22 protein-coding genes and 1 tRNA gene are annotated in these 22,706 nt (G+C 70.1%); 14 read left to right on the forward strand and 9 right to left on the reverse strand.

The annotated features are described in order from the left end of the window. Positions 1 to 400: 400 nt before the first annotated feature. The 4 genes from BZB76_RS32930 to BZB76_RS35600 all read right to left on the reverse strand — a co-directional run bounded on the left by BZB76_RS32930 (position 401) and on the right by BZB76_RS35600 (position 7,611). A complete protein-coding gene (locus BZB76_RS32930) occupies positions 401 to 1,501 on the reverse strand; it encodes a 2-oxoacid:ferredoxin oxidoreductase subunit beta (protein ID WP_211343311.1) in 1,101 nt (366 codons plus the stop codon). After that, the gene (locus BZB76_RS32935) at positions 1,494 to 3,335 is read right to left on the reverse strand and encodes a 2-oxoacid:acceptor oxidoreductase subunit alpha (protein ID WP_121438325.1); all 1,842 of its coding nucleotides are present in this window, start codon (positions 3,333 to 3,335) and stop codon (positions 1,494 to 1,496) included. Before BZB76_RS32935 ends, BZB76_RS32930 begins: the two co-directional genes overlap by 8 nt. Before the next feature lie 529 nt (positions 3,336 to 3,864). After that, positions 3,865 to 5,025: a LolA-like protein gene (locus BZB76_RS32940; RefSeq protein WP_121438326.1), complete on the reverse strand. Its 1,161-nt coding sequence runs from the start codon at positions 5,023 to 5,025 to the stop codon at positions 3,865 to 3,867. A 1,305-nt stretch (positions 5,026 to 6,330) separates the two neighbouring features. Next, positions 6,331 to 7,611, reverse strand: a complete 1,281-nt coding sequence (locus BZB76_RS35600; RefSeq protein WP_211343312.1) for a hypothetical protein — start codon at positions 7,609 to 7,611, stop codon at positions 6,331 to 6,333. 156 nt (positions 7,612 to 7,767) lie between these two features. Between BZB76_RS35600 and BZB76_RS32950 the strand changes: the two genes are divergently transcribed. The 4 genes from BZB76_RS32950 to BZB76_RS32965 all read left to right on the forward strand — a co-directional run bounded on the left by BZB76_RS32950 (position 7,768) and on the right by BZB76_RS32965 (position 10,599). Continuing rightward, positions 7,768 to 8,139, forward strand: coding sequence for an NADH-quinone oxidoreductase subunit A (locus tag BZB76_RS32950; protein ID WP_211343313.1), 372 nt, complete (start codon positions 7,768 to 7,770; stop codon positions 8,137 to 8,139). Positions 8,140 to 8,217: 78 nt separating this feature from the next. Continuing rightward, positions 8,218 to 9,090, forward strand: a complete 873-nt coding sequence (locus BZB76_RS36865; RefSeq protein ID WP_121438328.1) for an NADH-quinone oxidoreductase subunit B — start codon at positions 8,218 to 8,220, stop codon at positions 9,088 to 9,090. After that, positions 9,087 to 9,653 carry an NADH-quinone oxidoreductase subunit C gene (locus BZB76_RS32960; RefSeq protein ID WP_246007355.1) on the forward strand — a complete coding sequence of 189 codons (567 nt, stop codon included), beginning with the start codon at positions 9,087 to 9,089 and terminating at the stop codon, positions 9,651 to 9,653. Before BZB76_RS36865 ends, BZB76_RS32960 begins: the two co-directional genes overlap by 4 nt. Next, positions 9,646 to 10,599 carry a complex I subunit 1/NuoH family protein gene (locus tag BZB76_RS32965; protein WP_121438329.1) on the forward strand — a complete coding sequence of 318 codons (954 nt, stop codon included), beginning with the start codon at positions 9,646 to 9,648 and terminating at the stop codon, positions 10,597 to 10,599. The genes BZB76_RS32960 and BZB76_RS32965 overlap by 8 nt, the downstream gene beginning before the upstream one ends. 33 nt (positions 10,600 to 10,632) lie before the next feature. On the opposite strand, the gene BZB76_RS32970 is transcribed toward BZB76_RS32965, so the two are convergent. Continuing rightward, positions 10,633 to 11,271, reverse strand: a complete 639-nt coding sequence (locus BZB76_RS32970) for a ComEA family DNA-binding protein (RefSeq protein WP_147449647.1) — start codon at positions 11,269 to 11,271, stop codon at positions 10,633 to 10,635. 330 nt (positions 11,272 to 11,601) lie between these two features. Between BZB76_RS32970 and BZB76_RS32975 the strand changes: the two genes are divergently transcribed. The 7 genes from BZB76_RS32975 to htpX all read left to right on the forward strand — a co-directional run bounded on the left by BZB76_RS32975 (position 11,602) and on the right by htpX (position 18,932). Next, positions 11,602 to 12,048, forward strand: a complete 447-nt coding sequence (locus BZB76_RS32975) for a 4Fe-4S binding protein (protein ID WP_233525862.1) — start codon at positions 11,602 to 11,604, stop codon at positions 12,046 to 12,048. Then, positions 12,045 to 12,689, forward strand: coding sequence for an NADH-quinone oxidoreductase subunit J family protein (locus BZB76_RS32980; RefSeq protein WP_121438331.1), 645 nt, complete (start codon positions 12,045 to 12,047; stop codon positions 12,687 to 12,689). Before BZB76_RS32975 ends, BZB76_RS32980 begins: the two co-directional genes overlap by 4 nt. Further along, a complete protein-coding gene (gene nuoK / locus BZB76_RS32985; RefSeq protein ID WP_121438332.1) occupies positions 12,689 to 13,081 on the forward strand; it encodes an NADH-quinone oxidoreductase subunit NuoK in 393 nt (130 codons plus the stop codon). Before BZB76_RS32980 ends, nuoK begins: the two co-directional genes overlap by 1 nt. Beyond that, positions 13,078 to 15,021 carry an NADH-quinone oxidoreductase subunit 5 family protein gene (locus BZB76_RS32990; protein WP_121438333.1) on the forward strand — a complete coding sequence of 648 codons (1,944 nt, stop codon included), beginning with the start codon at positions 13,078 to 13,080 and terminating at the stop codon, positions 15,019 to 15,021. The genes nuoK and BZB76_RS32990 overlap by 4 nt, the downstream gene beginning before the upstream one ends. Next, positions 15,018 to 16,526: a complex I subunit 4 family protein gene (locus BZB76_RS32995; protein WP_337959803.1), complete on the forward strand. Its 1,509-nt coding sequence runs from the start codon at positions 15,018 to 15,020 to the stop codon at positions 16,524 to 16,526. The genes BZB76_RS32990 and BZB76_RS32995 overlap by 4 nt, the downstream gene beginning before the upstream one ends. Beyond that, a complete protein-coding gene (locus tag BZB76_RS33000) occupies positions 16,526 to 18,013 on the forward strand; it encodes an NADH-quinone oxidoreductase subunit N (RefSeq protein WP_121438334.1) in 1,488 nt (495 codons plus the stop codon). Before BZB76_RS32995 ends, BZB76_RS33000 begins: the two co-directional genes overlap by 1 nt. A 64-nt stretch (positions 18,014 to 18,077) precedes the next feature. Next, positions 18,078 to 18,932, forward strand: coding sequence for a zinc metalloprotease HtpX (htpX, locus tag BZB76_RS33005; protein WP_121438335.1), 855 nt, complete (start codon positions 18,078 to 18,080; stop codon positions 18,930 to 18,932). On the opposite strand, the gene map is transcribed toward htpX, so the two are convergent. Next, entirely contained in the window at positions 18,929 to 19,696 is a 768-nt protein-coding gene (gene map, locus BZB76_RS33010; RefSeq protein ID WP_121438336.1) for a type I methionyl aminopeptidase, read from the reverse strand. The genes htpX and map overlap by 4 nt on opposite strands. A 36-nt stretch (positions 19,697 to 19,732) precedes the next feature. Between map and BZB76_RS33015 the strand changes: the two genes are divergently transcribed. Further along, positions 19,733 to 20,008, forward strand: coding sequence for a helix-turn-helix domain-containing protein (locus BZB76_RS33015; RefSeq protein ID WP_121438337.1), 276 nt, complete (start codon positions 19,733 to 19,735; stop codon positions 20,006 to 20,008). A 66-nt stretch (positions 20,009 to 20,074) separates the two neighbouring features. Here the strand turns inward: BZB76_RS33015 and BZB76_RS33020 are convergent, their stop codons facing one another. Beyond that, on the reverse strand, positions 20,075 to 20,563 hold the full coding sequence (locus BZB76_RS33020; RefSeq protein WP_117398286.1) for a YajQ family cyclic di-GMP-binding protein: 489 nt from the start codon (positions 20,561 to 20,563) through the stop codon (positions 20,075 to 20,077). Between the two features lie 128 nt (positions 20,564 to 20,691). Between BZB76_RS33020 and BZB76_RS33025 the strand changes: the two genes are divergently transcribed. Beyond that, a tRNA-Tyr gene (locus BZB76_RS33025) sits at positions 20,692 to 20,773 on the forward strand. Between the two features lie 378 nt (positions 20,774 to 21,151). Here the strand turns inward: BZB76_RS33025 and BZB76_RS34435 are convergent. Then, positions 21,152 to 21,409, reverse strand: coding sequence for a hypothetical protein (locus tag BZB76_RS34435; RefSeq protein ID WP_147449648.1), 258 nt, complete (start codon positions 21,407 to 21,409; stop codon positions 21,152 to 21,154). Positions 21,410 to 21,827: 418 nt separating this feature from the next. After that, complete coding sequence (locus BZB76_RS33030; RefSeq protein ID WP_211343315.1) at positions 21,828 to 22,265, reverse strand: hypothetical protein; 438 nt, start codon at positions 22,263 to 22,265, stop codon at positions 21,828 to 21,830. Here BZB76_RS33030 and BZB76_RS34440 point away from each other — a divergent pair. Beyond that, the gene (locus BZB76_RS34440) at positions 22,252 to 22,590 is read left to right on the forward strand and encodes a hypothetical protein (RefSeq protein WP_147449649.1); all 339 of its coding nucleotides are present in this window, start codon (positions 22,252 to 22,254) and stop codon (positions 22,588 to 22,590) included. The genes BZB76_RS33030 and BZB76_RS34440 overlap by 14 nt on opposite strands. The last annotated feature ends 116 nt before the right edge of the window (positions 22,591 to 22,706 follow it).

Below are 22,706 nucleotides of genomic sequence, written 5' to 3' on the forward strand. Positions count from 1 at the left end.
GGTGGCACGCGCTTGGGTGGCTGCACGGGACCGGGTGGCGGCATGGAGCCGGGGGGTTGTTTGGAGTCCGGCGGTTGCTTGGGGGCGGGGGGTTGTTTGGGGCCCGGCGGTTGAGTTGCCGCAGGTGGCTGGTAGGAGGGTTGTGCCGGCTCCACGGCCGGTTGGGATGCGGGGGGCGGCGCGGGGTCCTTTTTGCGCCGACGGCCCTTGCTGCGCCGCGGATTGGCCCTCATCGTCACCTCCCGGTCGCGTTGTCCCGACAGTCTTGCAGGGCGCGGCGCCGTCCCGCATCGGGCCCCGTCCGAGAGGAACCGTGCCCTGTTCGGGGCGCTTCAATGCGGTCGAGACGGGACCGGCCCGGCCCCGGACGAACCGGGACCGGGCCGCGACGGAGGTGGAGTCAGTCGATCCGCCAGGTGTCGCCGCTGCCGAGGAGGGCGGCGAGGTCGCCCGCGCCCTGGGTCGCGGCGGCCTCGTCGAGCTGGCCCTGCATCAGCTCGTCATAGGACGGACGGTCCACGTCGCGGAAGATGCCGATCGGGGTGTGCGTGAACGCCGGCTGGTCGAGCCGCGACAGCGCGAACGCCATCGACGGGTCGGGGTTGTGGGCGTCGTGCACGGCGATCTCGGACGGGTCGACGTCCGCGACCTTCACGACCTCGAACGAGCCGGACGCCGACCTGCGCAGCGCCTTCTCCCGGGCGGCGCCGAACACGATCGGCTCGCCGTGTTCCAGCCGGACGGTCACGTCGTCGCGGACCGCGGCGTCCTTCAACGGCTCGAACGCGTTGTCGTTGAAGATGTTGCAGTTCTGGTAGATCTCGACGAGCGCGGTGCCGCGGTGCTGCGCGGCGGCCCGCAGCACCGACTGGAGGTGCTTGCGGTCGGAGTCGATGGTCCGGGCGACGAACGTGCCCTCCGCGCCGATCGCCAGCGACAGCGGGTTGAACGGGGCGTCCAGCGAACCCATCGGCGTCGACTTGGTGATCTTGCCGAACTCCGACGTCGGGGAGTACTGGCCCTTCGTCAGCCCGTAGATGCGGTTGTTGAACAGCAGGATCTTCAGGTTGACGTTGCGGCGCAGCGCGTGGATCAGGTGGTTGCCGCCGATGGACAGCGCGTCGCCGTCCCCCGTCACCACCCACACCGACAGGTCCGGACGGGACGTCGCGAGCCCCGTCGCGATCGCGGGCGCGCGGCCGTGGATCGAGTGGAACCCGTAGGTGTTCATGTAGTACGGGAACCGGGACGAGCAGCCGATGCCGGAGACGAACGTGATGTTCTCGCGGCGCAGCCCCAGTTCGGGCAGGAACGACTGGACGGCCGCGAGGATCGCGTAGTCACCGCACCCGGGGCACCAGCGCACCTCCTGGTCGGTCTTGAAGTCCTTCAGGGTCTGCTTCACGTCGGTCTTCGGGACCAGCGAGAGCAGCGACCTGCCGTTCCCGTCGGCACCGCCGTTCACGGCGCCGTTCCCGTTCGTCGAGCCGTTGTCACTCACTGTCGATCACTTCCTGGATGACGCCCTGCAGCTCTTCGGCCTTGAAGGGCAGACCGCGGACCTGGTTGTAGCCGATCACGTCGACGAGGAACCGGCCCCGCAGCAGCAGCGCGAGCTGGCCGAGGTTGATCTCCGGGACGACGACCTTGTCGTAGGCGCGCAGCACCTCGGGCAGGTTCGCGGGGAACGGGTTGAGATGGCGCAGATGGGCCTGGGCGACCTGCTGACCGGCCGCGCGGACGCGACGGACGGCCGCGGAGATCGCGCCGTACGTGCCGCCCCAGCCGAGCACGAGCACACGTGCCGTGCCGGACGGGTCGTCCACGGCGAGCGGGGCGATGTCGTTCGCGATCCCGTCCACCTTGGCCTGCCGGATCCGGACCATGTGGTCGTGGTTGGCGGGATCGTAGGAGATGTTGCCGGTGCCGTCGGCCTTCTCCAGACCGCCGATCCGGTGCTCCAGACCCTCGGTGCCGGGGATGGCCCACGGCCGGGCGAGCGTCTCGGGGTCGCGCCGGAACGGCTGGAACTCCTCGTCGGACGGCGCCGCGAAACCCGGCTCGATCTTCGGGAGGGAGGCGACGTCCGGCAGCCGCCACGGCTCGGAGCCGTTGGCGAGGTAGCCGTCCGACAGCACGATGACGGGCGTGCGGTACTTCACCGCGATACGGGCCGCCTCCAGCGCCGCGTCGAAGCAGTCCGACGGGGACTGCGGCGCGACGACCGGGACGGGCGCCTCGCCGTTGCGGCCGTACATGGCCTGCAACAGGTCGGCCTGCTCGGTCTTGGTCGGCATACCGGTGGAGGGACCGGCCCGCTGCACGTCGATGACCAGCAGCGGAAGCTCGGTCGCGACGCCGAGGCCGATCGTCTCGCTCTTCAGCGCGATCCCCGGACCGGACGTCGTGGTGACGCCGAGGGACCCGCCGAACGAGGCGCCGAGCGCGGCGCCCACGGCGGCGATCTCGTCCTCGGCCTGGAACGTTCGCACCCCGAACTTCTTGTGCTTGGAGATCTCGTGCAGGATGTCGGACGCCGGGGTGATCGGGTACGAGCCGAGGAAGATCGGCAGCCCGCTCTGTACACCGGCCGCGACCAGCCCGTACGCCAGCGCGAGGTTCCCGGTGATGTTGCGGTACAGGCCCGGCTCGTGCTCGGCGGGCTTGATCTCGTACTGCACCGAGAACGCCTCGGTCGTCTCGCCGTAGGACCAGCCCGCCTGGAACGCCGCGAGGTTCGCCTTCATGATCTCGGGCTTCGAGGCGAACTTCTTCTCCAGGAAGGAGACCGTCCCCTCGGTGGGACGGTGGTACAGCCAGGACAGAAGCCCGAGCGCGAACATGTTCTTCGCGCGTTCGGCGTCCTTCTTCGAGATGTCGAAGTCGGCGAGCGCCGTGACCGTCATCGAGGTGAGCGGCAGCGCGAACACGCGGTACTCGGCGAGCGAGTCGTCCTCGACGGGGTTGGTCGCGTAGCCGACCTTCGCCAGGTTGCGCTTGGTGAACTCGTCGGTGTTGACGATGAGGTCCGCCCCGCGGGGGAGGTCCCCGAGGTTGGCCTTGAGGGCGGCGGGATTCATCGCGACCAGGACGTTGGGCGCGTCGCCCGGGGTGAGGATGTCGTGGTCGGCGAAGTGCAGTTGGAAGCTGGACACGCCGGGGAGGGTCCCGGCGGGGGCGCGGATTTCGGCCGGGAAGTTCGGCAACGTCGACAGGTCGTTTCCGAACGCCGCGGTCTCCTGGGTGAAGCGGTCGCCGGTCAGCTGCATGCCGTCGCCGGAGTCTCCGGCGAAACGGATGATGACGCGGTCGAGCTGCTGGACCTGTTTGGTCACAGAGGAAGACCTCCTCGACGCGCAGCACCCGTCCTGGGGGAGGCACCCAGGATCGTGATGCTACTTAGGCTTACCTTCATGGTATGTCCGGGATCGGATGGTGTTATCGGGAACGGACTGCTCACCGAGACGACGGCAGGGTGGTACTCGCGTCGTCCGTCGCTCGGTGGCCGCCGGTCATGGGAGGCATGGACCGCGGCCGCCGTTCCGCCCGTCATGTGACGTCCCGCTTCCAGGGAGGTCGTGACCCCGTCAAAAGCAAGACGTATCACTTCGGTGCGGGGTTCACGCGGGTCTCGTGGATTCGGGCAGGTCCTATCCGGTGGTACGACCTGAACGGGTCCTCAGTTCACTCGGAACACAGGGAGCTGCGCTGTCGGCACAGGTCGACGTGCAGCCGTCTGACCAGCCGACGCGCAGGGATGGTCGAGGAGCCGTGGCTCCCCGGGGGCGTGAGGTTCACATCTTGAGTGTAGTCAGCCCGTTTTTCCGTGGACGGCACCGCCCCACACGTCCGGGCCGGTCCGTTCTACGGGCCGGACGGGGTCGCGGACCGCGCGGCGTCCGGTCGCGACGACCCGGACGGCCCCGGCGTGTTCGGCTTCGGCCGGAGGACGGCGCGGCGCTCACGGTCGACGAGGGAGAGCAGCTTCGGGACGTCCTGCGCGCCCACCGCCTCCCCGATGACGTGCGCGGTCGCCTCGTACGGGTAGGAACCGGGGTTGTCGAGGGCCCTGCGCACCCAGCCGCGCCACAGCCCGCTCGTGACCGTGCAGCGCAGCGTCAGCGCCCGTCCGGACGGAACCTGTTCCGACGTCCTGCACGACCCGAGCGGCCTGCCACGGGACGTGATGGCGGCCCGCAACGCCGCCCGCGCACCGGCCGGCACCTTGCCGGAAGGCGATGACAGTGTGGCCGGGACGCTCACGGTACAGCCGTTGGTGTTGCGGTCACAGTTGTGGAACGTCAACGTTCCGGGTTGGAACCGCAACCCTGGGTCGGCGGCGCCGCCGAGCCCGGCCACGCGCGGACGCAGCTCGGCGAACAGCGTCGCCGGCGCGACCACCGGCGCCGCCGCGAACCTCGGCGAGGTCCGCCCGGCGGGCCGCACGGACAGCAGCCGGTGCGGCGCGGCCTTCGACAGCAGGTAATCGGCGCCCGCCGTGTCGACCCGGTACGCCGGGACGCCGTTCACGTTCTCCGTGGGCGTCTTCTTCGACGCCCTGGTGAGGGCCTGGGCGATGGCCTTGGGGCCGAGAACGCCCGGAATGTCGAACCCGGGTAGGGACGCGGGCGCCTTGGCCCACCGTCCGGCGTAGTAGTCCGGCTGGCGGGTCTCTCCGATGTAGTCGCGCCAGAACACCGGACTCGCCTTGACGTAGGTGACGCCGTCGACGGCGACGACGTCCGCTCTCAGCGCGCCCGCCGTGAGCGTGCCCGTCGCCGAGCCCGCCGGGGTGACCCGCAGATGCGCCTGGACGGGCCTGCCGCCCACGGTCATCGTCCCGTCGTAGCGCATGCCCTTCCCGGACGTGAGCCACTCGCCCGCCTTGAGGGACCACGCGGGCGGCGCGGCGACCCGCGTCGGCGACACCGGCTTCCCGGACGGCTCCTCGCCCCCGGACACCATGACGGCCACCACCGCCCCCGCGATCACCGTGACGACGGCCGCCCCCACCGCGATCGCCAACCGCCCCTTCCGCGAAGCGGACCACGTCCCCGACCCGAGTCCCGACCCCGCATTCGGAACCAGACTCGACCCGGTCCCCCTGTTCGAACCTGGCATCGGGCCCGTGTTCGGTCCGGGCCCCGCGTATGGTCCGGGCGCTGCGTTAGCCCGTGGTCCACCGCCGAAAAACGGTCCCGCTCCCGGTTCCGACCCCACGCTCGGACCCGGACCTGTGTCCGCGCCCGGTCCAGCGCCCCACCATGCTCCCGGTTCAGGTTCCGCGTTCGGACGTGGCCCTGTGCTTGGGACGAGTCCTGTTCCCGGTTCGGGGGCTGCGCTCGGGATCGGGCCTGTGCTCAGGCCCGGTGTCGGTTCTGGCGTCGGGCTTGGTCCAGCGTCCCACCACGGTCCCGGTTCAGGTTCCGCGTTCGGACGTGGGCCTGTGCTTGGGACGAGTCCTGTTTCCGGTTCCGGTGCTGCGCTCGGGATCGGGCCTGTGCCAGGGCCTGGTCCGGCGCCCCACGATGGTCCTGGTCCTGTGTTCGGTTCGGGTCCCGTGTTCGGGCTTAGGCTCGGTTCGGCGTTTGAGCCTGGTCCTGCGCTTGGGATTGGGCCTGTGTTCAGGCCTGGTGTCGGTTCTGGCGTCGGGCCTGGTCCAGCGCCCCACCACGGTTCCGGTCCTGTGTTCGGTTCGGGTCCCATGATCGGAGTTAGGCCTGGTTCGGCGTTTGAGCCTGGTCCTCCGCTTGGGATCGGGCCTGGTGTCGGTTCTGGCGTCGGGCTTGGTCCAGCGCTCCACCATGGTTCCGGTTCCGGTTCCGGTTCCGGTTCCGGTTCCGGGCCCACGATCGGATTCGGGCCTGTGCTCAGGCTTGGGCCGGTGCCGGGCCATGGGCCCGGTTCTGTGTTCGGCTCGGGGCCTGTGGACCAGCTTTGGCCTGTACCTGACTCCGGGCCTGTGGTTGGGAATGGGCCTGTGGTCGCGCCTGGTTCCGGGCCGGTGTTCCGTCCTTGTTCCGCGCCTGGGGGCTGGAGGTAGGGCGGGAACGGGAGGCCGGGCGGTGTTGGGGAGGGGGCCGGGGGCGGCCCGTCCTGTTCAGCGCTCACTGGGGATCACTCTGCTCACTTCCGGGGTCCGCGCATCGGACCCGACCGTCAGGCACCAGGCAGGGGATGTCGACGGCGTCCTCCCCGGGGGGGAGGCCGACGGATGCTCTGCGGCATAAGGGGCGCCGTCGGCCCTGGAGGGCGCTCCTTGAGCATAAGGGGGCCCGGCGGTGCCGCCCCCATTGTGGGGCGGCATCGCCGGGCTTTCGGTGTCTCGGGTTACTCGCTGTCGAGACCGTTCTGCATCGCCGACACCTCTTCGGGCGTGGCGCCGATCACCTTGTAGGAGGCGTGCTTGTAGAACGTTCCGCCCGTGCCCTTGGCCCAGCTCCGCCAGGCGGCGCTGGTGACCCGGCAGCTCGCCCACTGGGGGAGGGAGCTGCTGATCGTGATCCGGGTCGTGCAGTCGCCGAGGTCGCGGCCGGTCAGCGTGCCGGCGGTGATCCGGAACCGGACGTCGATCGTGACGGGCGTCTCCACGTCGTACGGCGGACGGATCTTCGCCTCGACCGTGCAGCCGGCGTCGCCGTTACAGCCGCCGCGCTTCCACTCGGCGACCCTCGGCTGCGCGGAGCCGTTGAAGGAGTCCTTCAACTCGCCGATGCTCGTGCGCATCTGGGAGATGAGGGACGAGGCGTCGCCGGGGCTCTTCTGGGTCACGTCCACCCGCACGCGCGGGGTGGTGGCCTCGTAGCGCAGCAGCTCCGCGTCGTCCTCGTCGCTGATGTAGACGGTGGACGAGAACGTGCTGAACTTCAGCGCCTTCTTGCCCTGCCAGGTCGTCTCGAGCGGCTTGATCCGCGACGTCCGCGCGGAGCGGATCGCGCTCGCCAGCGCCGTGGGGGACAGCTGCTGCTTGAAGTCGATGTTGAGTTCGTCGGCGTCCAGGCGGCCCCACTGCTCACCCGAGGTGAGGTAGAACGCCTCGTCGCTGCCGGAGATCTCCCGCTTCCAGTAGGCCTGGCCGGCCTTCACGAACAGCTTGCCGTCCGTGGACAGGAGGGTGACGCGGTCGCCGTTCCAGGTGACGGGCCCGGTCGCGCGGCCGCCACGGGTGACGTTCAGCTCACCGGTCAGCGTTCCGGTGCCGCCGAGCGTGCCCTTCAGTTCGACCGCGCGGGCCGCGGACATGCTGGTCGCCGCGGCGGTCAGCTTCTCCTCCGGGGTCTTGCCGCCGTTCGCGGCGATCACGAACACCACGACGCCGATGATGACCAGGATCACCAGGCCGCCGCCGAGCAGCGCCGCGATCAGCGCGCCGCCGCCGCGCCGCGGCGGCGGTCCTCCCGGGCCCATCGGGGCGCCGGGCGGCGGCGGAAAGAACGGCGGCGGTGTTCCGGGCCCACCGAAACCTCCGGGCGGAGGTGGTCCGCCCGGGCCTCCCACGCCCCCCGGATCACCGGGGACGCCCGGCCCGCCCGGTCCCGCGGGCGGCGGTGGAGGCGGCCAGGAGGCACCGCCCGGGTTCTCCCACCCCGGTGGCGGTGGAGGGTTGCTCATCTGGTCACGTCCTTCCAGGTCAACTGACCCCAATGCCTAACCTAGTGTGCAGTAAAACCGTGACATCGCGCGCCTCCGATGTGGAGGAACGTGGTCACACTCCCCCCGACGCCGTTGAACGGGGATACTTGGTCTGACGCAGGCGGGGAGGTTTCGGTGCATAACTATTTCGATACGTATGTCGTTGTTGTCGTACTACTCCTAGTCGGTGCCGGAATCGTCGGCGGTGGCCTCACCGCCAACCGGATGCTCCGTCCGGACCGTCCCACCGCCGAGAAACTGACGACCTACGAGTGCGGCGTCGACCCGGTCGGGGAGAACTGGGCGCACTCGTACGTCCGGTACTACGTCTTCGCGTACCTGTATGTCGTGTTCGCCGTGGACGCGGTCTTCCTCTTCCCCTGGGCGACGGTGTTCTCTGCGCCCGGCTACGGGGCCACGACGCTCGGCGAGATGTTCGTCTTCCTGGCGTTCCTCGCCGCGGGGCTGGCCTACGCGGGCAAGAAGGGCGTGCTGTCCTGGGTCTGACCCGGTTGGGATTGATCCGGCTGAGATTGATCCGGCTGGGCCTCTGGCCAGACCGCGTGGGGCTGTAACAATGCTCTCGTGGGCACCATCGATCTACCGCCGCCGAGCGTGGGACCGCTGTCGCGGCTGGCGCCGAAGCCCGTCAAGTTCGTGCTCAACTGGGGCCGCCGCTACTCGCTGTGGGTCTTCAACTTTGGCCTGGCCTGCTGCGCCATCGAGTTCATCGCGACATCGATGAGCCGGCACGACTTCATCCGGCTCGGCGTCATCCCGTTCGCGCCCGGCCCCCGGCAGGCCGACCTCATGGTCGTCTCCGGCACCGTCAGCGACAAGATGGCGCCCGCCGTCCGTCGCCTGTACGAGCAGATGCCCGAGCCTAAGTACGTCATCTCGTTCGGCGCGTGCTCCAACTGTGGCGGGCCCTACTGGGACTCGTACTGCGTCACGAAGGGCGTCGACCAGATCATCCCGGTGGACGTGTACGTGCCGGGCTGCCCGCCGCGTCCCGAGGCGCTCCTGCAGGGCATCGTCCGCCTCCAGGACAAGATCGCCGGTGAGTCGCTCGGCGACCGGTACACCGGGGCGGGAGGCGAACCGGTGGCCCCGCCGCCCGCGCCGCGTCCGCTCTCGGCCACGGTGCTGCGCCGTCCCGTCCAGCCGCCGCCCCCGGACGCGGGCGAGACCCGGCCGTTGCCGCCACCGCCCGCCGACGAGTCGCCCGCCGACGAGTCGCCCGCGGAGGAGAACGTGGCGGCCGGGGAGAACGCGGCGGCCGAGGCGCCCATGCAGGAGACGCCCGTGGTCCATGAGGCCGAGGACGTCACCCTGCCCGTGCGGCCTGTCGAGGACGAGCGGACGCCGAAGCGCGGCGGCAGGGACGAGCACGATCCGTCGATTATCCCGGGGTGGGCCGAAGACGGGCACGACGACGAGATCGGACGCGACCGGTGAGCGCCGAACCGGCCGCGCAGGCCCTGACCGAGGCGTGGACGGCCCGTTTCGGCGACGAGATCTCCACGGAGGAGACGTTCGGCGGCCTCGCCGTCGGGGTGCCGCCCGAGCACTGGGTGGACGCGCTGACCTTCGCCCGCGACGACCTGTCCTGCGGCTACTTCGACTGGCTGACCGGGGTGGACGAACTCGACGAGGGCTTCGCCGTCGTCGTCCACGTGTACTCGCTTGAACGACGCCACCATCTGCTGATCCGGACGCGCGTTCCGAAGCGGGCGCCCGTGCTGCCCACGGCCACCGGCGTGTACCGGGGGGCCGAATGGCACGAACGGGAGACGTCCGAGATGTTCGGCGTGCTGTTCGAGGGCCATCCGAACCTCGTCCCGCTGCTGCTCCCGGACGGGTTCGAAGGCCACCCGCTCCGCAAGGACTTCGTGCTCGCCGCCCGCGTCGCCAAGCCGTGGCCGGGCGCCAAGGAACCGGGCGAGTCGGGGCACGGCGCGCCGAGCCGCCGCCGTGTCCGCCCGCCGGGCGTGCCGGATGACTGGGGTCCCAATGCTTGAGGTCGTCGTCAAGCTGGCGCTGGTCGCCGCCGCGTTCGCGCTGCTGCCGCTGCTGGTCGGGCAGGCCGAGCACAAGGTCATGGCCCACATGCAGGGCCGTCTCGGCCCCATGTACGCGGGCGGCTTCCACGGCTGGGCGCAGCTCGTCGCCGACGGTGTGAAGTTCGCGCAGAAGGAGGACGTGGTCCCGCGCGACGCCGACCGGTGGGTGTTCAAGCTGGCTCCCGGCGTTGCGCTCGTCCCGTACCTGCTGGTCCTGCTAGTGATCCCGATCGGGCCCGGCGGGCAGGTCGCCCTCGACCTCGGGCCCGGGATCTTCTTCGCGCTGGCCGTGATGGGCGTCGGCGTCATCGGCGCGATCATGGCGGGCTGGGCGAGCGCGAACAAGTACTCGCTGCTCGGCGGGATGCGGGTCGCGGCGCAGCTGATGTCGTACGAGCTGCCGATGGTGTTCGCGGCGTCGTCGGTGGCGATGGCGGCGGGCACCCTGTCGCTCCAGGGCGTCGTGGTGGAGTGGCGCTGGTGGTGGCTGCCATGGCAGGCGGTCGGCGCCGTGGTGTTCTTCGTCGCGGGCCTCGCCGAGCTGCGCCGTCCGCCGTTCGACATGCCGGTCGCCGACTCCGAGATCATCTTCGGCCCGTACACGGAGTACGGCGGGCTGCGGTTCGCGCTGTTCCTGCTGGCCGAGTACGCCGGGATCGTCGTGCTGTGCGGGCTGACGGCCGTGCTGTTCCTCGGCGGCTGGAAGGGCCCGTTCCTCAACACCGAACTCGGCTGGCTCTGGACGATGATCAAGGTCGGCGCGCTGGCGTTCTGCGTGATCTGGCTGCGGGTCAGCTATCCGCGGATGCGCGAGGACCAGTTGCAGAAACTCGCCTGGGCGTGGCTGGTGCCGCTGTCGCTGGCGCAGCTCGCCCTCACCGGCGTGCTGAAGGTCGTCCTCTGACCCCGGGCTCTGACCCCGGGCCCTGGGCGGGCGTCACCTCAGGAAGATGGTGAACTCGGCCATCGCGGGGAGGACGTCCGGCGGCAGGTCGGCGTCCACCGCCATCTCCTCGGCGGACACGAAACCGCCGTGCTCCTCGCGGCGGCCGACGATGCGCTCCACGAACTCGGGTTTCATGCCGGGCAGCGCGGCGAGGACCTGCGGCGGCGCGGAATTGACGTCCACGAGACCGCCGTCGTCGTAGGTGCGGGGCATGTCGGGACGGCCGATCCGCAGCTCGCGGGCGAGCGCCGGGTCCTCGGCGGCCAGCGCGCGGGCCTGCTCACGCAGCTCCCGCCGGTACTTGGCGACCTTGATGGCGTGCTCGTTGAGGCGGCTGCGCGGCACGCCCCGCGGGAACACCGACGTCCGGACGGCGAACGCGTGGGCGCTGCCCGCGATCCACAGCATGATCGCGATGAATCCGGCGAGGACGAAGAACACCGGATTGTCGAACTGCATCAGCATCAGGACCGTGGCGGTCCCGGTGCCGTATCCGGCCGCGGCCACACCGAGACCCGGTGATTTCTGCCGGATGGCCGCGTAGAGGAACGAGAACGGCGTCCCGTACCCGAGGGTGATGAGCGGCACCGACGCCCACAGGATGCCGCGTGCCGTATCCGCCGCCGGCACGGGCACGGGAGGCGGTGGAACGGGGGACATCGGAGGGAACGGCGACCGCGGGAAAGGCGGCCGCCACACGTTCCCCATGGAATGAGGCGCGGCGCGGCGCCCGAGATGGTCTCCGTGCGGATTCACCCGCTATCCCTCCCCCTGAACCCGGCGCGGACCACGGGCTCCACATATGGTTCGACGAACGCGGCACCCGCCGCGTTCCCCCGGAGACGATCCTGCGCAATCATGGGGCGCGTGGGACGGCTACCAGGAGGCGGGCTGGCCAAGGGGCTGGCGGTCACGTTGCGAACGATGACGCGGCGTTCCATAACGCGTCAATACCCAGAAGTGCAGCCTGACCTGCCCCCGCGCAGCAGGGGCGTCATCGCGCTGTTCGAGGAGAACTGCACCGTCTGCATGCTGTGCGCCCGTGAGTGTCCCGACTGGTGCATCTACATCGACTCGCACAAGGAGACCCTGCCCGCCGAGGGCGGTGGACGGGCCCGCACCCGCAACGTCCTCGACCGTTTCGCCATCGACTTCGCGCTCTGCATGTACTGCGGGATCTGCATCGAGGCGTGCCCGTTCGACGCGCTGTTCTGGTCGCCGGAGTTCGAGTACGCCGAGTACGACATCGCTGAGCTGACGCACGAGAAGGAACGGCTGCGGGAGTGGATGTGGACGGTCCCGCCGCCGCAGGCGCACGACCCGTCCGCCGAGCCGCCGAAGGAGGTGGCCGCGGCGGAGAAGGCGGCCGCCCGCGGCGCCCGGCCCCCGCGCGGAGGGCGGACATGAGCGGCCCGGAGGTCGTGTTCACGCTGCTCGGCGTCGTCGCCGTCGGGTCCGCGATCCTGGTGGTGACCACGCGCAACCTCGTCCACGCGGCGCTGTGGCTGGTGGTGTCGTTCGGTGCGCTCGCGGGCGGCTACCTCGTCCTCACCGCGGAGTTCGTCGCCTGGGTACAGGTGCTGATCTACGTCGGCGCGGTGGTCGTGCTGCTGCTGTTCGGGATCATGCTGACGCGGGCGCCGATCGGCCGGTCCGCCGACCTGGACTCCGGGAACCGGTGGGCCGCGGCGGCCGTCGCCGTCGCCACCGCCGCCGTCCTGGTCACCGTGATGGTCATGGGCTTCAGGGACGAGCGGATGCCGCTGCGGGACGGCGGCGGGTCCGCGGCGGAACTCGGCGCCGCCGTGTTCCGGACCTGGGTGCTGCCGTTCGAGGTGCTGTCGGTGCTGCTGCTCGCGTCGCTGATCGGTGCCATCGTGCTGTCCCGCTCCGACATCCGGGCGCGTCCCGTACCCGGGGCCCGGCCAGGACGGCCAGGAGCCGGGGCGCGGCCGAGAGCCGAGGCGCGGGGTGAAACCGAGGCGCGGGGTGAAACCGGGACCCGGTCGGAGGCCGAGGCCAGGCCGGACGAGGAAGGCGGCGGCTGATGCATCTCGCCTACCCGACGATCGTCGCCGCGCTGCTGTTCTCCGTCGGCGTGTACGGGGTGCTGGCGCGCCGCAACGCCATCCTCGTCCTGATGTCGGTCGAGCTGATGTTGAACGCGGTGAACCTCAACCTCGTCACGTTCGACATCTGGTACCGGGACCGGTTGCACGGCGGGCAGGTCCTCACGCTGTTCACCATCGTGATCGCGGCGGCGGAGATCGGGCTCGGTCTGGCGATCGTCCTGCTGGTGTACCGGAACCGGCGGATGGTGGACGTCGACCGGCTCCGCGCCCTGGCGGAGGACTCGACCCGTCCGGCGGCCCTGGAGGCCGGTCCGCAACCCGAGCCCGACGGTGAGAAGGCCGGGGCGGTCGAGGAGGCGGCACCGTGATCTGGCTCGCCTCGCTGGTCATCCTGCTGCCGTTCCTCAGCGCTTTCGCGGGGATGTTGCTCGGGCCGTCCCTGACCCGCGTCCTCGGCGGCCGTCCCGGCGCCGGCACGCCGCCGCTCCGCAACGGCCCCGCGCTGATCGCGTGCCTGCCGATCGCGGTGTCGCTCGTCCTCGCCGCGATCGTCGCGTTCGTCGCGTGGCAGGACGTGGACGAACGGACCGGTTCGCTCACGCTGATCGAGACCGGTTCGGTGCCGATCGAGGTCGGTTTGCAGGTGGACTGGCTGTCCGCCTTCGTCGGCCTCATGGTCTGCTGCGTCGCGCTCGCCGTCCACGTGTACTCGGTCGCTTACCTGAAAGGCGACCGGCGGTACTCGTCCTACGCGGCGTTCGTGTCGCTGTTCACGGCCGCGATGCTGCTGGTCGTCTACTCCGGCGACCTCCTCGTCCTGTACGCGGGCTGGGAGGTCATGGGCATCTGCTCGTACTTCCTGATCGGCCACCACTGGGAGGACCGGGCGAACTCGCGGGCGGCGGTCAAGGCGTTCCTGGTCACGCGGCTCGGTGACGTCGGGTTCCTCCTCGGCGTCCTGGTGCTCGGCGTCGGCGCGGGCACGTTCGAGATCGACGAGATCCTGCGGAACGTCGACGAGCTGTCCGGCGCGACGGCGACGGCGACGGCGCTGCTGCTCCTCACCGGAGTCGCGGGCAAGAGCGCCCAGTTCCCGCTGCACACCTGGCTTCCGGACGCGATGGCGGGCCCCACCCCGATCAGCGCCCTCATCCACGCGGCCACGATGGTCGCGGCCGGCGTGTACGTCGTCGCGCGGCTGCACGAGGTGTTCGTCGAGGCCCCGACCTCGCTGGTCGTCCTCGGCGTCGTCGCCGTGGTCTCCATGGTGGGGTCGGCGCTCGCGGCGCTGGCGCAGGACGACCTCAAACGCGTCCTGGCGTACTCGACGATCAGCCAGCTCGCCGTGATGGCCGCCGGGCTCGCGGTCGGGGCCGACACCGCCGCGATCTTCCACCTGCTCACCCATGGCGCGTTCAAGGCGCTGCTGTTCCTCTCCGCCGGATGCGTGATCGTCGTGGCGGGCTCGAACATGCTCGCGCACTACGGCGGGCTCCGGCGCGGCATGCCCATCACGTTCTGGTCGATGACGGTCGGTCTCGCCGCGCTCGCGGGCGTCCCACCGTTCAGCGGCTGGTTCAGCAAGGACTCCGTCATCGAAGCCGCCCAACACGCCGCCCTCCACGGCGGCGAATCGGCCGTCGCGTCGGCGGCCGTGACACCGGCCGGTTCGTACGCACTGGACGTCGATCCGGACGGGCAGGTCGTGAACCTGCCGGGCGGGGTCGCGTGGCTGGTCTACCTGGGGTTGTTGCTGACGGTCGCGTTGACGGCGGCGTACGCGATGCGCGCGTGGCTGATGACGTTCTTCGGTGAGCCGCGCGGCTCGTACGAGATCCGTGACCCGTCCAGGCTGATGTCCTGGACGGTCGCGGTCCTGGCCGTCCCCGCCGCGATCCTCGGGTTCTTCGGGCTCGGGGCGGCGGAACTGCGCCCGCATGTGGGTGCCGCGTCGGTGAGTTTCCTGCTGGTCGTGGTCGGGGCGGGCGCCGCGTTCCTCGTCTGGAACGGTGACCCGGCCGCCGACCCCGCACGCGTGCTCGGACGGGCCCGTCCGGTGTTCGCGCGGGCCTTCTACGTGGACGAGCTGTACGCGCTGGTGATCGTCCGGCCGATCCGGGCCCTGGCACGGTACGTCGTGACATTCGACCGCCGCCAGGTCGACGGCGCCGTGGTCGGGTCCGGGCAGGGCGCGACCTGGCTCGCCGGGCGGATCCGCTTCCCGCAGAACGGCAACGTGCAGAACTACCTGACCGGACTGCTCGCCGGAGTCGTCGTCATCGTCGCCGGGGTGGTGATCTTCCTGTGATCTTCGTGCTGATGATGGCGATCCCGCTGGCCGGGGCGCTGGCGATGCTCGTGCCCGCGAACCGGTTCCTGCGCACCGACATCGCCGTCCGGACGTTCGGGACGGCCGTGTCCGGCGCGACGCTGCTCGTCGCGATCTCCGCGATGACGGCGTTCGACTTCGGCGCCACGTCCCGTATGCAGATGGAGGTCGACCGTGCGTGGGCGCCCGCGATCGGGCTGCGCTTCCACCTCGGCGTCGACGGGATCTCCCTTCCGCTCGTCGTCCTGACGGCGCTGCTGACGTTCCTGTGCTTCCTCTACACGCTGCGCCACCCGCCGGAGGGCGGCCGGATCCGGCTGCTGACCGCGCTGCTGCTCGTCCTGGAGATCGGGATGATCGGCACGTTCGTCGCGCTCGACCTCGTGCTGTTCTTCGTCTTCTTCGAGACCGTCCTGATCCCCATGTACGTGGTGATCATGCTGTGGGGCGGGGCCGGACGCCGTGCCGCCGCCCACAAGTTCATCCTTTACACGCTGCTCGGCTCCGGCCTGCTCCTCGCCGGGATGCTGCTCGTCGGCGCGCACGCGGGCACGCTCGACATGACGCGGCTCGCCGCGCGGCACGGGTCCGGGCTGTCGCACGGCCTTCAGGTCACGGCGTTCGCGCTGATGGGCCTCGGGTTCGCGGTGAAGGCGCCGATGTGGCCGCTGCACACCTGGCTGCCCGACGCGCACACCGAGGCCCCGACCGTCGGGTCCGTGCTGCTCGCCGGGGTGCTGTTGAAGATGGGCACGTACGGGCTCGTCCGGGTGGCGCTGCCGCTCGCCCCGGACGGCGCGGAGTTCTGGGCGCCGTGGCTCGGCCTCCTCGCCGTCATCGGAATCGTCTACGGCGCCCTCGCCTGCCTCGCCCAACGCGACCTGAAACGGATGATCGCCTACTCGTCCGTGGGGCATATGGGCTTCGTCCTGCTCGGCATCGCGACCCTCACCCCCGTCGGCGTCAACGCCGCCCTGTTCGGCAACATCGCGCACGGACTGATCACGAGCCTGTTGTTCTTCCTCGCCGGGGCCGTGAAGGAACGCTGGGGCACCGCCGACATGAACGCCCTCGGCGGCGGGATGCTCGGCACGTCCCCGCGCCTGGCGTCGATCCTGACGTTCGCGTCCGTCGCGTCCCTCGGTCTCCCCGGCCTCGCCGGGTTCTGGGGGGAGATGCTGGCGCTGCTCGGCGCGTACCGTCCGCACGCCGACCTGCCGCGTGAGACGTTCGTGACGTTCATGGCCGTCGCGGCGCTCGGCGCGGTGCTGACCGCCGCGTACTTCCTGCGGATGCTGTCCAAACTCACCCACGGCCCGTCCGACGGCACCGCCCCCGAACGCGCCCCCGCGGCGGCCGTGTCCGTGCAGGAGTACGCGGCCTGGGTCCCGCTGATCGCGCTGACGCTGCTGGTCGGGCTGTGGCCGAAGACGCTGCTGGACGTGACCACCGGACCCGTCCGCGCCCTGTTCGGAGGCGGCTGATGATCCAAAGCATCGACTACGCGGCGATCGCGCCGCCGCTGATCCTCGCCGTCGCCGCGATCGGCTTGCTGCTCGCCGACGCGTTCGACGCGCCCCGCCGCGTCCTGTCCCTGCTCAGCGGCGGTTCCCTCGCCGTCGCGCTGCTCGCCGTCATCGCGCTCGCGACCGGCGACCGGCGCGCCACGTTCTGCGTCCCGGCCGGCCTGCGCGGCGACGGCCCCCGCTCCTGCTCCTATGTCGCCGACGACTTCACGCTCCTGTTCCAGGGCATCGTGCTCGGCGCCGCCGTCGTCGTCGTGCTGCTGTCCCTCCAGGAGATCACCGACTCGAAGATGCCGGTGGGGGAGTACCACTTCCTGCTGCTCGCCGCCGTCATCGGCGCGCTCGCCCTCGTCGCCGCCCGCGACCTCGTCCTGCTCCTCGTCGCGCTGGAGACCCTGTCCCTCCCGGTGTTCGCGCTGTCCGCGCTGCGCCGCTACGACGGGACGGCGTCCGAGGCCGCGCTGAAACTGTTCCTCGTCTCCGTCGTCTCCACCGCCGTCATGCTGTTCGGGATCAGCCTCGTGTACGGCGCGACCGGCGCCATGCACCTGGACCGGATCGCCCCCGCGCTGTCCCGGCTGCCGTCCGACCTCGACCCCGTCGCCACCGCCGGGTCCGTGCTCGTCCTCGCCGGGTTCGCGTTCAAGGTCGCGGCCGTCCCGTTCCACTTCTGGGCCCCGGACGTCTACCAGGGGTCGCCGCTGCCCGTCGCCGCGTTCCTGTCCGTCGTGTCGAAGGCCGCCGGTTTCGCGGGCCTCGCGATCGTCCTGGCGCTCGGCCTGCCCGCGTACGCGCACGTGTGGGGCCCGGCGATCGCCGTCATCGCCGCCCTCACCATGACCGTCGGCAACCTCGTCGCCCTGCGCCAACGCACCGCCATCCGCCTGCTGGCCTGGTCGTCGGTCGCCCAGTCCGGGTACATGCTGGCGCCGCTGTCGGTCGGCGACGACCGGCTCCCCGAGGCCGTCGCCGCCACTACCGCCTACGTCGCCCTGTACGCCGTCATGAACCTCGGCGCGTTCGCCGTCGTGATCGGCTTCCGCCGCCGCGAAGCGCCGCTCAGCCCGTCCTGGGACACCCTCGACGACTACCGGGGCCTCGCCCGCCGCAGCCCCGCCGTCGCCGCCGCGCTCGCCTTCTTCCTCATCTGCCTCGCCGGACTCCCGCCCGGCGTGATGGGACTGTTCGCCAAGGTCGTCGTGTTCCGCGCCACCGTCGCGGGCGACGTCACCTGGCTGGCCGTCGTGATGGCGATCAACACGGTCATCGGCCTGTACTACTACCTGCTGTGGGCCGTCCGGTTGTTCACCCCGGCGCCCGGCCCGTCCTACGATCCGGTGCCCGGACTGCCCGTCCGCGCCGCGGTCATCGCCACTTCCACCGCCGCGCTTGTACTCTCGGCGGCCCCGCAAATCGTCCTACAGACGGTGTCACACGCCACCTAGTGGGAACGTTCACCCAGGTCAAACCGTTGATGTTCATGCCGGAGTCGACGGGGAGGCATCGGAAGTGCAGTTTAACGGCGTCAAAACGGCAGTGCTGATCGCCAGCCTGTCGGCGTTGATGCTCGCCGCCGGTTGGTTGATCGGCGGCGGTGCCGGACTGACGATCGCATTGCTCATCGCGCTCGTCACCAACGGGGTCGCCTACGTGTTCAGCGACCGGATCGCGTTGCGTTCGATGCGCGCCCATCCGGTCGGCGAGGTCGAGGCGCCGATGCTGTACCGGATCGTCCGGGAACTGGCGACCTCGGCGCACCAGCCGATGCCGCGCCTCTACGTCTCCGAGACCCGGCAGCCCAACGCGTTCGCCACCGGACGCAACCCGCGCAACGCCGCCGTCTGCTGCACCCGCGGCATCCTGCTGATGCTGGACGAACGGGAACTGCGCGCCGTCCTCGGCCACGAACTGTCGCACGTCTACAACCGCGACATCCTCATCTCGTCCGTCGCCGCCGCCATCGCCACCGTGATCACCTACCTGTCCCATCTGGCGATCTTCATCCCGCTCGGCCGCTCCGACGACGACGAGGGCCCCGGCCTGCTCGGCGCGCTGCTGATGATGATCCTCGGCCCGGTCGCCGCGATGGTCGTCCAGATGGCGATCAGCCGCACCCGCGAATACTCCGCCGACGCCGCCGGAGCCCGCCTCACCGGCGACCCCCTCGCCCTGGCCTCCGCCCTCCGCAAGATCGACGCGGGCACCCGGGCGATGCCGCTGCCACAGGACCCCGAACTCGCCACCACCAGCTCCCTGATGATCGCCAACCCGTTCACCGGCGCCGGGATCGGGAGGCTGTTCTCCACCCACCCCCCGACCGCCGACCGGATCGCCCGCCTGGAACGCATGGCGGGCCACCGCTAGGGCGCCGTCAGGATCACCGGCCCATCGCCGGTCACCGCCACGGAATGCTCCACATGCGCGGCCCTGCTGCCGTCCACGGTCACGACGGACCAGCCGTCCGCCAGCAGCCCGGTCTCATCCTTTCCCCCTTCGGTGACCATAGGCTCGATCGCGATCGTCAGCCCTTCCCTGAGCTTCAGCCCGCGCCCCCGCCGCCCCTTGTTGGGCACCGGCGGATCCTCGTGCATCTCCGTCCCGATCCCATGGCCACCCGACCCCTCCGCGATCCCATAACCCCCCGCCCGCACCGTCCCCTCGATCGCGGCCGCGACATCCCCCATCCGATTCCCCGGCAAGGCCGCCGCGATCCCCCGCTCCAGGGCAAGCCGAGCCGTCTCAATCAGCCGCAGCCCCGCCTCATCACTCCTCCCCACCATGAACGTGATCGCCGAGTCCCCGCAGTACCCCCCGACCCGGGCCCCGGCATCAACACTCACTACATCCCCGTCCCGCAGCACACCCCCGCGCGGAATCCCATGAACAACAACCTCGTTCACCGACACACAAATATTCGCCGGATACGGAACCGGCGCCCAAGCAGGCTTGTAGTGCAGAAACGGCGACGTGGCCCCGTGCTCCTTCAACACCCGCGCGGCCACCACGTCCAACTCCCCGAACGGCACACCGGGCTCCGCCGCGTCCCGCACACTCGCCAGAACCCGGGCGACGACCCGCCCCGCGTCCCGCATCCGCTCCCACTCCCGTGGGGTCCGATAGGTCACCATGGCGAAGATTATAATACCAGTATTACAATACAAGACATGGTCCGTACCCCACTAACCACCGAACAACGCGACCGCGGCAAGGCCCTAGGCCAGATCCTCCGCGCCGCCCGCGGCTCCCGCCCGGCCTCCGCCGTCGCCGCCGAGGCCGGAATCTCCCTCGACACCCTCCGCAAGATCGAACGCGGCGCCATCGCCGTCCCCGCGTTCTTCACCGTCGCCGCCCTGGCCCGCGTCCTGGACCTCGACCTCACCACCCTCGCCCACAACTTGGGCGAATTCGACCGAACCATCCCTGACGAGGCCGCGTCATAGGACAAGAGAGCGCGCCGGCCACCTTCTGCGGGGGGAGGGGCCGGCGCGCTCCTAGGCGTAGTGCACCTACCTGTAGTTCACGAACTGCAGCGCCACATCAAGATCCTTCCCCTTGAGCAGCGCGATCACCGCCTGCAGATCATCCTTCTTCTTCGAGCTGACCCGCAGCTCGTCCCCCTGGATCTGCACCTTGACGCCCTTCGGCCCCTCGTCCCGGACGATCTTGCCGATCTTCTTCGCGTCCTCCTGGGCGATGCCCTCCTTCAGCCCCACCCCCAGCTTGTGCACCTTCCCCGACAGCTTCGGCTCGCCCGCGTCGATCGCCTTCAGCGAGATCCCCCGCTTCACGAGCTTGTCCTTCAACACGTCGAGCACCGCGTTCGCCCGCTCCTCCGTGTTCGCCTGGATCTCGATCGACTCCCCCGACCACTTGATCCCCGCGTCCACGTTCCGGAAGTCGAACCGGTTCGCCACCTCCTTGGCGGCCTGGTTCAACGCGTTGTCGACCTCCTGCCGGTCGAGCTTGCTCACAATGTCAAAGCTGGCATCCGCCACCGAACACACATCCCCTCAGCAGCAACGTTCGCGGTCCAGAGAGCCTAGCGCCCGACCACCCCGCCTCGATGTCACACCCACTCCCCTCGTCCGCTATCCTTTCCATGCCGTCGCACCAGCGACACCACGGCGGGTTGCCCGAGTGGCCAATGGGAGCGGACTGTAAATCCGTCGGCTTAGCCTACGCAGGTTCGAACCCTGCACCCGCCACACCACGCAGAACGGCCTCTGACCTGCACCAACGGTCAGAGGCCGTTCGCGTCCCAAATGCCCCCGCACGCAGCCAGATGCCACCGAACGCCGCCGGATGTCACTGGTCCCGGAATATGCGCGGAATGAGTTCGGGCGTGTCTTCGCAGGTCGCGTCAGGAACGGCGAAGGGCTCTCGCGTAAATCGAAGCCCCTGAAGGGTAGGTCGGATCAGTCGTCAAGGGGTGGCGGCGCTAAGGCCGCTGGTGCGGCCCCGCGCCTGGCCGTCCGGAGCGTGCGGCGTGGGCGCCGGTCACCGGATGGCCGCGCCGGGCCGCGCATCGTGACGCGTCCGCCGTCCCGCCCGACTGCTCGCCGGGGGGCGCGCCGCCGCCCGAGTCACCAGCGCTCGTCCAGATGAGCCAGCATGGCGCGGAAACGGCGAGCATCACGCCGAGGGAGGACGTGGGCGGCCGCCTCTAGGTAGGACCGCACCTCCCATGGATCGGTGCAGCACTCCCAGAAACCACAGCCCTCGTATCTCGGATCGTAGAGCCGTTGGTAGGGATCGGCCAGGACGGCCTCCCAGAGTCGGAGCGCTTGTCGTGTTGTTCCCGGACCTCTGCGGCGGAACTCGAACCGGAGCAGCAGTTTCATGCCGTGGGGCGACACCCCTGGAATGCCCGCCGCGAGCACCCGGCCCGCAGGAGGGAGGGTCGATAGTTGCGCGCGGCGGAGTTGGCCTGGCCGTCTACGTGGCATAGCCCTTTCGTGTCGACACCATGTCGCACATCGTGGCATGAACCAGTCTTCAAAACCATCCGACGTGCAAGGTCGTTACCTGGCTGGGCTGGAGAGTGCGGGCCCGGACCACGAGCTGTCGAGGATGGCGACGGCCGGGACCCGCGAGGGCGCCCTTCGGGCGTCACTACGTGATGGCTACGCCACCCTTGACAGAACCCGTCCGCCGCTAGGTAGGGGTCTCGTCGGGCCGGGGGAGGAAGGTGGGGGAAGAACAGCGGCTACGCCGCACGGCTGGCCGCCGCCACGTGAGAGCCGACCGGAGCCGCGCTTTCTAGACGCGGGTGAGGAGATGCCGACTCGGCTCATAGTCGATCTTCCAGTCGGCGCAGCATCCCAGCACTCCGTCAGCAACGCACCGGATCCCGACACTGACCCAGCGGATCGAGTCGTCAGGTCGCAGGGAAAAGCCGACGGCCACGTCGAAAACGTCTACGCCGCAGGGGCAGATGACGGGCTCAGGCTCGGTATCCGACCAATGGTCTTCGCTGTCGAGCATGAGCACATCCTTGCCGCAGCCGACGCAACTGCGTTCCACGGTTCCCTCCTCACCATCAGCTCGGAGCCGGAAGGACCGGCCGCCACAGTCGGCGCAGGTCGCGTTGACGACCTGCCCGACCCGATACCCATCCACGCCGAGTTCTTCCAGGTAATCGGCGAGATCAGCGGCAGACTCTCCGCGCCACCATTCCCCGTTCGTGTCCATTGCCATCGCGACAAGCTACTCAGGCCGAACCCACCGAGCCAAGATCCGGAAATGTGCGGAACAGCGCACGACCACGCGGCAGGAGTGCCATAAGGAACTCCAGTTCCTCGGCGGTCAGTGGTTGGGTGATGGTTGCGGTGGTGTGCCATTCGGAGTCATCGCTGATGAGGACGACGTGGACGTCTACGGCGAACAGGCACGTGAGGGGCTTCGCCTACCACTCCGGTCGGGCCGCGCCTTCGATCATGTCTATGAGGTGGGTCTGGCCGAGGTCGAGATGCTCTTGGAGCGCTTCGGGCTGGTCCTGTTGTGGTGGGAGGTTTCTCCCTGAGGGGTCGGAGTGAACGTGCTCCTCGGTCGTCGCGGGGTGGCGGGGGCGGATTGGTGTGGGGTTTGGCGGGGGGCTGGAGTGGTGGTCTGTGGGGCCTTTCCGGTCTGCTCGGGGGG

The sequence above is a fragment of the Actinomadura pelletieri DSM 43383 genome (assembly GCF_003634705.1).
In the GTDB taxonomy this organism is placed as follows: Bacteria; Actinomycetota; Actinomycetes; order Streptosporangiales; family Streptosporangiaceae; genus Spirillospora; species Spirillospora pelletieri.